Origin of the sequence: Exiguobacterium sp. E4787 (assembly GCF_018618375.1) — a bacterium.
Lineage (GTDB): Bacteria > Bacillota > Bacilli > Exiguobacteriales > Exiguobacteriaceae > Exiguobacterium > Exiguobacterium chiriqhucha.
Window position 1 is genome coordinate 39,369 of sequence record NZ_JACSLY010000015.1, and the last position, 14,459, is coordinate 53,827.

At 51.6% G+C, this 14,459-nt stretch carries 14 protein-coding genes, 1 rRNA gene and 1 other annotated feature; all 15 genes read right to left on the bottom strand.

Translation table 11 applies throughout. From position 1 onward, the window contains the following. Nucleotides 1–199: 199 nt before the first annotated feature. The 15 genes from KNP80_RS14065 to rrf all read right to left on the bottom strand — a co-directional run bounded on the left by KNP80_RS14065 (nt 200) and on the right by rrf (nt 14,320). On the bottom strand, nt 200–727 hold the full coding sequence (locus KNP80_RS14065) for an NYN domain-containing protein (protein ID WP_214720357.1): 528 nt from the start codon (nt 725–727) through the stop codon (nt 200–202). Further along, nucleotides 724–1,473, bottom strand: coding sequence for a 23S rRNA (guanosine(2251)-2'-O)-methyltransferase RlmB (gene rlmB, locus KNP80_RS14070; RefSeq protein ID WP_029594424.1), 750 nt, complete (start codon nt 1,471–1,473; stop codon nt 724–726). Before rlmB ends, KNP80_RS14065 begins: the two co-directional genes overlap by 4 nt. 127 nt (nt 1,474–1,600) lie before the next feature. After that, on the bottom strand, nt 1,601–2,008 hold the full coding sequence (locus KNP80_RS14075) for a Mini-ribonuclease 3 (RefSeq protein ID WP_214755081.1): 408 nt from the start codon (nt 2,006–2,008) through the stop codon (nt 1,601–1,603). Next, on the bottom strand, nt 2,005–3,402 hold the full coding sequence (gene cysS, locus KNP80_RS14080; RefSeq protein WP_214834061.1) for a cysteine--tRNA ligase: 1,398 nt from the start codon (nt 3,400–3,402) through the stop codon (nt 2,005–2,007). The genes KNP80_RS14075 and cysS overlap by 4 nt, the downstream gene beginning before the upstream one ends. Next, complete coding sequence (gene cysE / locus KNP80_RS14085) at nt 3,371–4,060, bottom strand: serine O-acetyltransferase (protein WP_214834960.1); 690 nt, start codon at nt 4,058–4,060, stop codon at nt 3,371–3,373. Before cysE ends, cysS begins: the two co-directional genes overlap by 32 nt. 49 nt (nt 4,061–4,109) lie before the next feature. Further along, nucleotides 4,110–4,313: a binding site (T-box leader), on the bottom strand. Beyond that, a complete protein-coding gene (gene gltX / locus KNP80_RS14090; protein WP_214834073.1) occupies nt 4,310–5,767 on the bottom strand; it encodes a glutamate--tRNA ligase in 1,458 nt (485 codons plus the stop codon). Its footprint overlaps the feature before it by 4 nt. Nucleotides 5,768–5,812: 45 nt before the next feature. Further along, nucleotides 5,813–6,286: a 2-C-methyl-D-erythritol 2,4-cyclodiphosphate synthase gene (gene ispF, locus KNP80_RS14095; protein WP_214834058.1), complete on the bottom strand. Its 474-nt coding sequence runs from the start codon at nt 6,284–6,286 to the stop codon at nt 5,813–5,815. Continuing rightward, on the bottom strand, nt 6,283–6,963 hold the full coding sequence (ispD, locus tag KNP80_RS14100) for a 2-C-methyl-D-erythritol 4-phosphate cytidylyltransferase (protein WP_214834961.1): 681 nt from the start codon (nt 6,961–6,963) through the stop codon (nt 6,283–6,285). The genes ispF and ispD overlap by 4 nt, the downstream gene beginning before the upstream one ends. Before the next feature lie 58 nt (nt 6,964–7,021). After that, nucleotides 7,022–8,086 (bottom strand): PIN/TRAM domain-containing protein, encoded by a 1,065-nt coding sequence (locus tag KNP80_RS14105; protein ID WP_021066580.1) that lies wholly within the window; start codon nt 8,084–8,086, stop codon nt 7,022–7,024. A gap of 115 nt (nt 8,087–8,201) precedes the next feature. Continuing rightward, nucleotides 8,202–9,578, bottom strand: a complete 1,377-nt coding sequence (gene radA / locus KNP80_RS14110) for a DNA repair protein RadA (protein ID WP_214834962.1) — start codon at nt 9,576–9,578, stop codon at nt 8,202–8,204. A gap of 54 nt (nt 9,579–9,632) precedes the next feature. Beyond that, a complete protein-coding gene (gene clpC / locus KNP80_RS14115; RefSeq protein WP_029594418.1) occupies nt 9,633–12,068 on the bottom strand; it encodes an ATP-dependent protease ATP-binding subunit ClpC in 2,436 nt (811 codons plus the stop codon). A 24-nt stretch (nt 12,069–12,092) separates the two neighbouring features. After that, entirely contained in the window at nt 12,093–13,136 is a 1,044-nt protein-coding gene (locus KNP80_RS14120) for a protein arginine kinase (RefSeq protein ID WP_214834963.1), read from the bottom strand. Further along, complete coding sequence (locus KNP80_RS14125; RefSeq protein ID WP_029594416.1) at nt 13,136–13,570, bottom strand: UvrB/UvrC motif-containing protein; 435 nt, start codon at nt 13,568–13,570, stop codon at nt 13,136–13,138. The genes KNP80_RS14120 and KNP80_RS14125 overlap by 1 nt, the downstream gene beginning before the upstream one ends. 19 nt (nt 13,571–13,589) lie before the next feature. Then, entirely contained in the window at nt 13,590–14,057 is a 468-nt protein-coding gene (locus KNP80_RS14130; RefSeq protein ID WP_021066575.1) for a CtsR family transcriptional regulator, read from the bottom strand. A gap of 147 nt (nt 14,058–14,204) precedes the next feature. Next, nucleotides 14,205–14,320: ribosomal RNA gene (gene rrf, locus KNP80_RS14135) — 5S ribosomal RNA — on the bottom strand. Nucleotides 14,321–14,459 lie beyond the last annotated feature (139 nt).

Below are 14,459 nucleotides of genomic sequence, written 5' to 3' on the forward strand. Positions count from 1 at the left end.
GATGAACTTATGTAAGTTTGTGCTCTCATTATAGGCGCCGTTTAAAACGACCGTCAAATAAAATTCTAAAAATTCCGTCAATTGCAATTCGTGTAACTCATACAAGTAATAGTATACAACATTTCTTTTCAAAAAAATGTCAAATTAAAAACAAAGACGAGTCCATTTCATGAACTCGTCCGTGAGTTTCGTCACCGCTTCATTTTCGACGACGAATTTCTTCTAATCGAGCCCGCACGTCTGGGGTGAGGTCGATTGTTTTTCGGTTGGATCGGTCCTGCTCAAGCGCCGACCGTTCTTGGTCGATTAACTGTTGCGCCTGTTTCCAATCTTTGAGCAGTTCGGCCGCGGGCACGCGGAGGGCGCCTTGACCGAAGATGACCCATTGCTCGGTGAAATCGTTCGTCGCGACGAATAACGTGACGAGACGATCATCGACGAGTTCATGGGCGCGTCGCTCAATCCATTCGTCCGCGGTCTCGTTCTCTTTCGTGTAAATGACCGCGATCCGACTCTGTTTCGCTTTCGACTCTCGTCCATAACGCATATGCGCATCGAAGACGATCGTCACTTCACGACCTGTGACCGCCTGATACTCGGCCATCGCTTCAATCAAATCGGTACGTGCCTTCTCAAAATCGATGTCGCGCAGTTTGCGAAGGTGTGGCCAAGCGCCAATGATGTTATACCCATCCACGAGGAGCAGTTCCCGTTTCTTGATACTCATGACAACGGGTTACGTGAGCGATGCACTTCATACAATAGAAGTGCGGCCGCGACCGAGGCGTTCAGCGATGTGACATGACCGACCATCGGCATGTGGACGAGGAAGTCACACGACTCGCGCACGAGACGGCTCATCCCTTTGCCCTCACTGCCGATGACAACGACGAGTGGCATGTTCCCATCGAGGCGGCGATAGTCTTGGCTCTCGCTCGCGTCCGTCCCGACGACCCATAACCCTTTTTCTTTCAACTCTTCAAGCGTCCGCGTCAAGTTCGTGACGCGTGCGACCGGGATGTACTCGATTGCGCCCGTTGATGCTTTCGCCACCGTCTGCGTCAATCCGACCGAGCGGCGCTTCGGAATGATGATTCCGTGGGCTCCGACCGCATCCGCCGTCCGAAGAATCGAACCGAGGTTGTGCGGGTCTTCGAGCTCATCGAGCAAGATGAAGAGCGGTGTCTCCCCTTTCGACTCAGCGAGCGCGAACATGTCTTCCACCGACTTATATTCGTAAGCGGCAACCGCGGCGACAACGCCTTGGTGATGTTCACTGCCGGCCATCTTCTCGAGTTTCGTCTTCGGGACGAATGAGATTTGGACTGACGCCTCGTTGGCCATCCCGATGATTTGGGCGAGCGGCCCTTTCTGTTGGCCTTCCATGATGAAGACCTTGTTCATGTCACGTCCGCTCCGGAGCGCTTCCATGACCGGGTTGCGCCCGTATAAGAAGTCGATTCCTTCTTCCATCACATCGACTTCTTGGTAATCCGGTCGTTCTAGTTTCTGACGTTGCGGACGGTCGTTCCGTTCGCCACGTGGGCGTTCATTCCGTTCGCCGCGTGGACGGTCGAATGAGCGTTGCTCCCTTGCTCCGTCATGTCGTTTCGAATGACTCGGTTTCGAGCCATGTGAACGCTTGTTCGATGAGTTCTTCAAGACGATCCCTTCTTTCCATTAGGTATGTGTAACCAATCAATGCTTCGAACGCGGTCGAGTAACGATACGTATGAACATCTGTCCGCTTCGGGATTGAACCGGATTTCGCATTCTTCCCACGGCGGACGATGGCCGTTTCGTCCTCGCTTAAAAATCCTGTCTCGAGCCAGTGGGTCACGACCCCGGCCTGTGCGCCCGCATTTACATAGCGGATGGCGCCGCGGTGGAGATCGTTCGGCTTCGTCATTCCTTGTCCGAGTAGTCGTTTGCGTACCGCCATCTCATAGACGGCGTCCCCCATGTAGGCGAGGGCGAGAGCGTTCAGTTGAGGAGCCTGTTGTTTCATGACCGCTTCCACCGCACCCCTTGGGCCGTATCTTCGAGTTGAATGTTCTGCTCTTTCAACAAGTCACGAATCTCATCGGCACGCGCGAAGTTCCGCTCTGCCCGGGCCGTGTTCCGTTCTTGAATCAATTGATCGATTTCCGCGTCAAGCAATTCCACTTCGTTCGCAATCGTTAAACCGAGTACGCCCGTCAACTCTTCGAACAGGGCGATTACGTGTTCCAACGTCGTTTTCGAGACGTGGTCCGCCTTTGCGTAAATGTTGGCTTCACGCGCCAAGTCGAATAAGACCGTCACCGCGTTCGCCGTGTTAATATCGTCATCCATTGCTTCGATGAACGTGGTTTTAATCGTCGCGAGCTTACGTTCCATCGCCTCACTCGGCTCTTCAAGGCCGGCTGTGACCGACAGGCGGTACTCGACGTTTTGGTACGCTTCTTTGATGCGGTCCCATCCGTTCGCCGCTTGTTCAATCAACTCACGACTGTAGTTGATCGGGTGGCGATAATGGACCGATAACATGAAGAAGCGGAGTACCATCGCATCGACTTCTTTCAACGCTTCGTGGACGAGCAGGAAGTTGCCGAGCGATTTGGACATCTTCTCGTTCTCGATATTGATGAATCCGTTATGGAGCCAATAGTTGGCGAACTTCGTATGGTTGCATGCCTCCGACTGGGCAATCTCGTTCTCATGGTGCGGGAATTTGAGATCATGCCCCCCGGCGTGAATATCAATCGTCGCGCCGAGGTGTTTTTTTGCCATCGCCGAGCACTCGATGTGCCAGCCTGGACGACCTTGCCCCCATGGACTTTCCCATGCCGGCTCACCTGGTTTCGCAGCTTTCCATAGGACGAAATCGAGCGGGTCTTCTTTCTTCTCCCCGACGTCGACGCGTGAGCCTGCGCGTAAGTCTTCAATCGACTGCTGGCTCAGTTTGCCGTACGTCTCAAACTTGCGCGTCCGGAAATAGACGTCCCCGCCTGCTTCATACGCAAAGTCTTGTGTCTCGAGTTCGCGGATGAACGTGATAATCTCTTCCATCGTGTCCGTGACACGCGGGTGGACGTCCGCCGGTAACACGTTCAAGGCACCTGTGTCTGCCAAATACGCGTCGATATACCGATTCGTCAACGTCCCGACGTCTTCTCCTAGCTCATTGGCGGTCCGGATGATTTTATCGTCGACATCTGTGAAGTTGAGGACGTATTTGACGTCATAGCCCCGGTATGTCAAGTAACGGCGGACCGTATCAAAGGCAATCGCCGGACGGGCGTTGCCGACGTGGATGTAATTGTAAACGGTCGGTCCACATACATACATCGACACTTTCCCAGGTACGATTGGTACAAACGGCTCTTTTTTATTCGTGAGGCTGTTGTAAAACTGAATCATGTGTATTCTCCTCCATCCGTTTCTCTAATGAAGCAAGTTTGTCTTCTAGCTGAGCGACAGCACGTTCCAGCCGCTCTTGGCACTCGCGGTCCGGGTCGGGGAAGCGGTGATCGAGGTCATGCTGTTTGACCCGCTCGCCGTTCCGGATGACGACCCGGCCTGGAATCCCGACGACGGTCGAGTCGGACGGGACGTCTTTTAAGACGACGGAACTCGCCCCGATTTTGGCGCAATCACCAATCGTAATATTCCCGAGCACTTTCGCACCGGCCGAAATCAACACGTCGTTCCCAATCGTCGGGTGACGTTTTCCTTTTTCTTTTCCCGTTCCGCCGAGCGTCACGCCCTGATAAATGGTGACGTCATTGCCGATAATCGCCGTCTCGCCGATGACAATCCCAAACCCATGGTCGATGAACAGCCGTTCGCCAATGACTGCCCCCGGGTGAATTTCCACCCCCGTTAACCAACGACTCGTCTGCGCAATCAACTTGGCTAACAGCTTCGTATTACGTTTCCATAGGCCATGTGCGAGTCGATGCGCCCAAAGCGCATGCAATCCTGGATACGTTAAGACAACTTCCGCCTTTGAGCGAGCAGCCGGGTCAAGTTCGAGCACATTTTGAATGTCGGCCCGTACACTTTTCCAAAATCCCATAATTGTTCTCCTTTTCCATATCAAAAACAAAGACGCCCCTGTGCCAAGGCACAGAGACGCCGTAAGCGCGGTTCCACTCTGTTTGGGAAAGTTCCCCTCTCATGTCTCGTTAACGCCGAGTCGCGGTCCCGACTACGTATCGCCGGAACGGCTCCGAGGTGCACTTCGACGGGGGACGCTTCTAGAACTTCCAGCCTAGGTTCTAGTCTCTGTTAAGTGTCATACCGCTTACTTTCCTCATCGTTGCCTTTAAGCTAATAATGTTGTGAGACGTGCCAAGACACGCTCTTTGCCAATCAGTGAAATGGCGTTCGGAAGCTCTGGTCCGTGCGTCTGCCCGGTCGTCGCGACCCGGATCGGCATGAACAAGTTCTTTCCTTTTTGGCCAGTCGCCTTTTGTGTCGCTTTCGTCGCTGCTTTGACGGCTTCCGGCGTGAAGTCTTCGATTGCTTCAAGTTGAGTCTTGAACTCGGCGAGGACAGCCGGTACCGTTTCGCCAGCGAGGACCGCATTGGCCTCTTCGTCGTATTCGACCTCATCCTTAAAGAACAGATCTGTCAACGTCACGATTTCAGCACCGTGTGTCATTTGTTCTTTATAGAGGGCGATCAACGCTGTCGCCCAATCGGCTTGTTCCATCGACAAGGCGTTCGGTAAACGTCCTGCTTCTTGTAAGAATGGTAAACTGAGTGCCACCACTTCGTCAAGCGAAGCCTGTTTCATATAGACGCTGTTGATCCAAGCAAGCTTCTGTTGGTCAAAGACGGCCGGGCTCTTCGACAGACGACCCGCATCAAACATCTCGATGAACTCGTCTTTCGTGAAGATTTCCTCTTCTCCGACCGGCGACCAGCCGAGGAGCGAGATGAAGTTAAAGAGTGCCCCCGGAAGGTATCCGAGATCAGCGTATTGTTCGATGAACTGAATGATCGACTCATCACGCTTCGATAACTTCTTATGGCTCTCGTTATAAATCAACGTCATATGACCAAACGCCGGATAGTCCCAACCGAGTGCGTCATAGACCATCATCTGTTTCGGCGTGTTGGCGATATGGTCGTCCCCGCGCAACACGTGGCTGATTTTCATCAAGTGGTCGTCGACGACGACGGCGAAGTTGTACGTCGGGATACCGTCCTGTTTGACGATGACCCAGTCGCCGAAGTCTTTCGACTCGAACGAGACGTCACCTTTGACGACATCGGTCCACTTGTACGTGACCGACTCCGGTACACGAATCCGAATCGACGGTTTCCGTCCTTCGGCTTCGAAAGCAGCCCGCTCTTCGTCGCTCAAGTTACGGTGGGCACCCGAATACCGTGGTGCTTCACCACGCGCGATTTGAGCCTCACGCTCCGCCTCGAGTTCTTCCGACGTCATATAGCACTTATACGCGAGTCCGTTGTCCATCAACTCGTTCACGTATTTATTGTATAGGTCGAGTCGTTCCATTTGGAAGTAAGGACCGTGGTCGCCGCCGCGGCCTGGACCTTCATCCCAATCGATCCCGAGCCATTCCAAGTACTTCATTTGGCTTTCGACACCGTTCTCCACGTTCCGTTTTTGGTCCGTGTCCTCGATTCGAAGAATCATCTTCCCGCCTGCATGGCGAGCATACAAGTAGTTAAATAGCGCGGTCCGGGCGTTCCCAATATGAAGGTGACCCGTCGGACTCGGCGCATAGCGTACGCGCACTTCACTCATAATATTTCCACCTTTCTTCTCTTCTGCCCAAATAGTATACCACTTTTGTCAAGCACGGTTGAGCAGGATGACCGCCTGGGCGGCAATTCCTTCTTCACGTCCGGTGAAGCCTAGTTTTTCAGTCGTCGTCGCTTTGACGTTCACTTGGCCGATGTCCGCCTCGAGCAAGTCAGCAATCACCGCTCGCATGTCATCGATATACGTCCGCAGTTTCGGACGCTCCGCCATCACGGTCGCATCGACGTTGCCGAGCACGTATCCTTCCGCTTTGACGAGCTGCCAGACGTGTCGCAACAACACTTTCGAGTCGGCGTCTTTAAACTCCGGGTCTGTATCCGGGAAATGCTTGCCGATATCCCCCGCCGCAATCGCTCCGAGCGCTGCGTCGGCAATCGTATGCAATAAGACGTCCGCATCCGAGTGGCCAAGCAGGCCGCGGTCGTGTGGAATCTCGATTCCCCCTAAAATGAGCGGACGCCCTTCGGCGAACGCATGTACATCAAATCCTTGTCCGATTCTCATCGATAGTCCTCCTTCGTTAAAATCGCTTCACCAAATAATAAATCTTCCGGGGTCGTCATTTTAATGTTGTCATAATCCCCCGGGATAATTGTCACCCGTTGCCCGCTCCATTCGAATAGACTGGCATCATCCGTCCCGATAAAACGAGCAGCTTCTGCCCGCTCATGGGCGGCTTGAATGGCGCCTGCCGGAAACGCTTGGGGCGTCTGCGCCAACCATAGTGCCTCACGCGGCACCGTCTGCGTGATGTGTCCGTCCGTCACTTGTTTCACCGTATCTTTGACCGGAACAGCGAGAATCGCCCCTGCCGTCTTGGCCGCTTCGGCGATGGCATGAAGTTGGTCAAGGCGCACAAATGGCCGTGCCCCGTCATGAATTAAGACGACATCTTCGGGATTGACGACTTGCAATCCGGCTCGAACGCTCTGTTGTCGTTCTTCCCCACCCGTTACATATGTAATCGGGATTTGGACGTGACGCAACTGCTGCTCGAACCACGCTTGCTCCTCAGGACGCACCGCGAGCACGATGCGCGCGCACCATGCATCTCTCGCGAACGCTGCCACGGTCCAGACGATAATCGGTTTTCCTTGCAGCGTCAGCATCAACTTATTCTCATCGGCTCCCATCCGCTTTCCTTTTCCTGCGGCCGGAATGACAACCGTATAGCGTACCATTCCATTCACCCCTTTTCGCGAAAAAAGAGAGCGCCGATGCGTCTCTTTTTCCACTTATTTATTCAGGACGAGCAAAAATCATGCGGCCAGCCGACGTCTGAAGCACGCTCGTGACGACAACGGGTAACGTCTTCGAGATCAGCTTGCGCCCACCTTCAACGACGACCATCGTGCCATCTTCGAGATAGGCGACACCTTGATTTTGTTCTTTTCCTTCTTTAATGACCGTCACGACCATCTCTTCTCCTGGAATGACGATTTGTTTGACCGAGTTGGCCAAATCGTTAATGTTCAATACTGGGACGTTCCGAACTTCACACACTTTGTTCAAGTTGTAGTCGTTCGTGACGACGATGCCTTTTTTCAATTCGGCCAATTTGATCAATTTGATATCCACTTCGGCGACGTCTTCAAAGTCCCCATCATAGATTTCCACTTCGATCCGATCGTTGTCTTGTAACTCTTTTAAAATATCTAGACCGCGACGGCCCCGGTTACGCTTCAGCGTATCCGACGAGTCCGCAATATATTGAAGCTCACCGATGACGAACTGCGGCACGATGAGTGTCCCTTCGATGAAACCAGTCTTCGAGATATCAGCGATTCGACCATCAATGATGACGCTCGTATCCAAAATTTTATCGTTCGAGCGGCGCAATGGTTCCGCGGCCGGCTTCTCTCGTTCACTTTTGACGAACAGTTTAATCCATTCATTCCGCTTCCGGTAACCGACGGCAAAGCCGAAGTAACCGAACAGAGCGGTCACAAAAATCGGTACAATCTTGCTGAGCAAGAAGATATTCGTCACTTCTAACGAGACGCTGATCAAAAAGGCGATCAACAAACCAATAATCAATCCGATCGAGCCAAACAAAATATCGCCGACCGGCAAACGGACAAGCCGTTCTTCGATAAAACGGATAAATTTAACGACCCCATCGGTCAAGAACAAACTAAGAATGAAGAAGATAAGTCCACCAATCAAACTAGCAACGTAAGGAATCGTCAACCAAGCCGGTACACTCACACCAAGGTCGCCTAATAGCAACATCGCTTCGATAATTCCGAACCAACCGACGACGAGTCCGATCAATATAAATCCGATTCGTACAGCAATCTTCACTCATTCCACCTCCTTCATTATGAATTAAAATTTCAAGAAATTAACACTTTCATTGTAACACGGTTCTTTTGAAAGCGTTCGTTACAAAGCGTTAAAAACTGCCGGAAGCGCCCCATCAGAATGGGATAGCGAGTTGGAGCGCTTCATCGACAGTACTGACACCGACGACATCGATACCAGGCGGGGCCGTCCAGCCCCCGAGGTTGTTTTTCGGAATGATGGCCCGGGTGAAACCAAGCTTGGCCGCTTCAGCGACACGTTGCTCAATCCGTGACACACGCCGTACCTCACCGGTCAAACCGACTTCACCGATACATACATCCGTCGGACGGGTCGGACGGTCCCGGAAGCTTGACGCGATCGAAATACAGATGGCCAAGTCGATGGCCGGTTCGTCCAATTTAACGCCCCCGGCCGCCTTCAAATAAGCGTCTTGCGTTTGGAGCAAGAGACCCGAACGCTTCTCGAGCACGGCCATGAGAAGTGCGACCCGGTTCTGGTCAATCCCGGTCGCCATCCGGCGCGGGTTCCCGAACGAGGTCGGCGAGATGAGTGCCTGTAACTCGACGAGCACGGTCCGCGTCCCTTCCATCGATGCGACGATGGTAGAGCCCGAGACGCCAGCAGTTCGTTCTTCCAGGAAGATTTCAGACGGATTGAGCACTTCTTCGAGCCCGCCTTCTTTCATTTCAAAGATGCCAATCTCGTTCGTCGATCCAAATCGGTTTTTGACGGCCCGTAAAATTCGGAACGTATGGTGACGCTCCCCTTCAAAGTAAAGGACCGCATCCACCATATGCTCGAGCAGACGAGGGCCGGCAATCGAACCTTGTTTCGTCACGTGACCGACGATAAAGACGGCCACTCCTCGCGTTTTAGCGATTTTCATGAGCGCCGCCGTACATTCTCGGACTTGAGCGACACTACCTGGCGCTGATTGAATTTCATCCATATAAACGGTTTGAATCGAGTCGATGATGACGAACCCCGGTTCTTCTTCATCGATGACCCGTTCAATCATCAACATGTCCGTCTCTGCGAGGACATATAAGTCTTCAGTCGGCAGACCGAGCCGTTCGGCTCGGAGTTTCGTCTGTTTGAGCGATTCTTCCCCGGAAATATAGAGCACTTTCCGTCCACTATGAGCCAAATGGGCACTCACTTGAAGCAGAATCGTCGACTTCCCGATTCCCGGGTCCCCACCGACGAGGACGAGCGAGCCCGGGACAATCCCGCCCCCAAGCACACGGTCAAACTCTTGACTATTCGTATGGACGCGCGTCTCTTCTTGCGACACGACGTCCGACAAACGTTCTGGCTTCAACTGCCTCGAGGAGCTATGGACGAATGCGGCTCCCCGCTTCGCCTTTTTCTCTTCGACAAATTCTTCGACGAGCGTATTCCACTCGTTACAACCTGGGCAACGTCCCATCCATTTTGCGGATTCGTATCCACATGACTGACATACGTACTTCGTTTTAATTTTTGCCATGATGTTCCTTTCCGTCTAAAAAAGCTCCCTCACACGAGAGAGGGAGCCTTGTAGTTACTGAACGACACCTTCATTACGGACGACGAATTCGCCATCTTGTACATCGAGCGCCACTTTGCTGCCTTTTGTGATGCTGCCACTGAGCATCGCTTCTGAGAGTCGGTCCTCAACCTCACGCTGGAGCGCACGGCGGAGTGGACGAGCCCCGTATTCCGGATCGTACCCGACTTCGGCGATTTTCTCGAGCGCCGATTCCGTCAAGCTGAAATCAATCCCTTGTTCTCCGAGACGTTTTGTAAGTGTCTCGGCCATAAGTTTGACGATTTCTTGGATGTGTTCTTTTTGGAGCGAGTGGAAGACGGTAATCTCGTCAATCCGGTTCAAGAACTCGGGACGGAACGCCTTCTTCAACTCTTCCATAACTTTATCCTTCATTTCCGTATATTCACGCTTCACATCATCTTCAACGGTGAACCCGACATATTTGTTCCGTTTGAGCGCTGCTGCACCGACGTTTGACGTCATGATGATGACCGTATTCCGGAAGTCGACCGTACGCCCTTTCGAGTCAGTCAAGCGACCGTCATCGAGCACTTGGAGCAAGATGTTGAACACTTCAGGGTGAGCCTTTTCAATCTCATCAAGCAAGATGACCGAATATGGCTTGCGGCGAACCTTCTCTGTCAATTGACCGCCTTCTTCATAACCAACGTAACCTGGAGGCGATCCAACGAGACGACTCGTCGCGTGTTTCTCCATGTACTCCGACATGTCGATTCGGATGATGGCGTCTTCGTCACCGAACAACGCTTCAGCCACAGCCCGAGCCAACTCGGTTTTCCCGACACCAGTTGGTCCGAGGAAGACGAACGAACCAATCGGACGTTTCGGATCTTTCAATCCGGCACGAGCCCGGCGAATCGCCCGCGAAATCGATTTGACAGCCTCATCTTGACCGATGACTCGGCCGTGGAGAATCGATTCGAGTTTGAGGAGACGATCTGTCTCTTCTTCGGCAATCTTCGTCACCGGTACACCTGTCCAGTTAGCGACGACTTGCGCGATATCTTCTTTCGTTACTTCGAGTTTTTCGTTCCCTTGCTTATTCTGCCATTCCGATTTGAGCTGTTCGAGTTCATCTCGAAGTTTCTGCTCGGTATCGCGTAGTGAGGCAGCCTTCTCGAACTCTTGACTCTGTACAGCTGAATCTTTTTCTTTACGAATCGATTCAAGACGAGCCTCAAGCTCTTTCAAGTTCGGCGGTGCTGTAAACGAGCGAAGTCTTACTTTCGAAGCAGCCTCATCGACGAGGTCAATCGCTTTATCTGGAAGGAAACGGTCCGAGATGTAGCGGTCCGAGAGAACGACGGCCTCATGAATCGCTTCATCTGTGATTGTGACGCGATGGTGCGCCTCGTAACGGTCACGTAACCCGAAGAGAATTTGTTCTGCCTCATCCGTCGTCGGTTCATTGACTTGAATTGGTTGGAAGCGACGTTCGAGCGCGGCATCCTTCTCGATATATTTCCGATACTCATCGAGTGTCGTCGCACCGATACATTGAAGTTCGCCACGTGCTAGCGACGGTTTCAAAATATTCGATGCATCGATAGCACCTTCTGCACCCCCAGCACCAATTAACGTATGCAACTCGTCAATGAAGAGAATGACGTTCCCAGCTTGGCGAATCTCATCCATCACTTTTTTCAAACGATCTTCAAATTCACCGCGGTACTTCGTTCCAGCGACGAGTGTACCCATATCGAGCACCATGACGCGCTTATTCCGAAGTGTTTCCGGCACTTCATTGTTGATGATCTGTTGGGCGAGCCCTTCGACGACTGCCGTCTTCCCGACCCCTGGTTCCCCGATGAGGACCGGGTTGTTTTTCGTCCGGCGTGATAACACTTCGATGACACGTTGGATTTCGCCTGAGCGACCGATGACCGGATCAAGACGGGATTCTCGCGCTTGCTGTGTCAAGTCACGAGCTAAGCCGTCAAGCGTCGGTGTAGCAGCACTTGTACCTGGTTGTGATGCATTAGCTGACGACTCAGTGTTTCCTAAGAGCTGGAGCACTTGCTGACGCGCCTTCGTCAAGCTGATCCCAAGGTTGTTCAAGACTCGGGCTGCCACCCCTTCTCCTTCACGAATGACGCCGAGGAGAATGTGTTCAGTCCCGACATAAGAGTGACCAAGTTTCCGTGCTTCATCCATCGATAGCTCAATCACTTTTTTCGCACGTGGCGTATAGTGAATCGTCGATCCGTTTTCTGAACCTCGTCCGATGAGTGCCTCCACTTCTTGCTGAATCTTTTCAGACGTAAGTCCGAGAGCGAACAGTGCCTTAGCGGCAATCCCTTCTCCCTCGCGAACAAGTCCGAGTAAAATGTGCTCCGTACCGATATTATGATGGCCAAGCCGTACTGCTTCCTCTTGTGCTAAAGCTAATACGCGCTGAGCTCGTTCTGTAAATCGACCAAACATCATTGACAAAACCTCCTTAAAGTTGGATCAAACTAACCCATGATCTAACGTTCGACGAACGAGCGTCGCACGTTCGCGATCTCGTTCTTTCGTAGATAATGTTTTCCCGAAATGCTTTTGTAGGAAACCTGATTGAAGCTTTACAATCAATTCGTGAAACTGAGGTGGACTCCAATCCGATAAAATACCCAGGTCACTCGCCAAGTGAAGATCGGATAGGCGTTCGACAGCTTCTGTTGATGATAGCAGTTTTGCATAACGTAAAATCCCATACGAGCGATAAAACTGATCTTCTAACTCGTCCTGATTGCGAGCCAATAACTCTTCGCGGGCTTGTCGCTCTGCCTGAATGACTTGTTCCGTAATCTCCATGAAGTCGGTTAACAGTTGGGTTTCATGGCTCCCTAACGTGCGTTGGTTCGATAATTGGAACAGTCGCCCCGCCGCATCACTGCCTTCCCCGTAACGTCCCCGAATCGTATATCCGAGCTTCCGAAGTTCTTTTAGAATAGGAGTTATCCGTCCGGTCAACGTCAATCCTGGCAGATGAAGCATCACCGAGGCTCGTAAACCCGTCCCGATATTACTCGGACATGTTGTCAAATAACCTAGCTGTTCATCAAATGCGTAAGGAAGGGATTCCCCACAGAGAGCATCGACACGTCTTGCCAGTTCGAAAGCCTCTTCTACTTGATAACCTGGGAGTAGCGTTTGAATTCGTAAATGGTCTTCTTCATTGATGAGTACGCTGATCGTCTCATCATTACTTAAAAAGACGGCACTTTGTTCTTTCGCGGCAATCGTAGGACTAATCAAATGCTTTTCAACGAGCGCTTGTCGGGTCACCTGATCATAAGCACCCATATGCAAATACTCAAAACCTTGCAATCCTCCAAGTGACGCTTCAATCCGTTCACAAAGTTGTTGCTGTCCTTCCTCCGATAATACAGGAGAAAAGACGGTGTCTTTTAAATTGCGCGCTAGACGAATGCGAGTCGAGATGACCAAATCATCCAACTTGGCTCGCTCTCTCATTTTAGGACCAAGTGGATGTTTAAGATAAGACTCCATCACGCCTCACCTCGCCCTTTCAATTGATTGATCTCTTTTTTCAGCCTGGCTGCGCGTTCATAATCTTCTTGTTCGACGGCTCGTTCCAACTCCCCTGCTAACTTTGCAAGTCGCTCTTCAATTCGCTCGTCGGGAGTCCGTAACGCATCTGGCATCGAACCTACATGTTCATCATGGCCCTGTTGATACTGACGTGTGATTTTAATCAATTCTTCACGAAAGACGGTATAACAAGTGGTACAGCCCGCTTTTCGAAGATGAGCTAATTCAGTTTGTGTCAATTGACAGCCCGGGCACCGTTTCACGGCTGGCACGTAACCTGCCATCAGTTCGACTGTACATTGGCGACATAGTCGTCTCGTCACCGGTATCCCGTTCTCGACTACTTGGATCTCATTGATGGCAGGTCGCCGTTTGCATCGTTCGCATAACATCTCTTTATGCCTCCGTCGGTCAATGGTAACTAAGTAACTTCATTAATGCGAGTAACTGTTGTCTTCGAATCAAGTGACGATCGTCAGCGTGTAACCCAAGCGCTTCATCAGACAATAAATGGTACAACAAGCGCACTTCCCGCTCACTCAACATCCCTTCTTCAAATAAGCGAATCAAGATGTTCTCGACAAGCTGTTCGGAAAGACGAGGATGGTCTTGTAAAATATCCATCAAGCTGACCAACACGTCTTGCTTTTCATGTAAAATCACGCGGCGAATGCGAATATATCCCCCGCCTCCACGCTTACTTTCGACAAGATAGCCCTTCTCGACCGTAAAGCGAGTATTAATGACGTAGTTGATTTGAGACGGAACACATTCGAAACGCTTGGCAATATCTTGCCGTTTAATCTCGATTGCTTCGGCCTGGCTCTCCTTCAGCACTTGTTTTAAATACTGTTCGATTACATCCGATATGTTTCTCATCTCCACCACCCTCTGACCATCTTTGACTTTTGACTATATTCTATCATTGATTCAAAAAAAGGCAAACGAAAAGCGATGTCGCAACTGCGACACCGCTTTAAACAGAAAAAAGACGATCAAGCGGATGCTTGATCGTCTTTCGCGTTGGCCTGGCAACGTCCTATCCTCACAGGGGGAGACCCCCAACTACTTTCGGCGCTGAAGCGCTTAACTTCCGTGTTCGGCATGGGAACGGGTGTGGCCGCTTCGCTATCGCCACCAGACATAGAGAGATTGTTCTCTCAAAACTGAAGACTCATCAATTCATACAAACCTTAGACTAGATCAAAGCCTCGACCGATTAGTATCATTCAGCTCCACACGTCGCCGTGCTTCCACCCATGACCTATCTACCTCATCGTC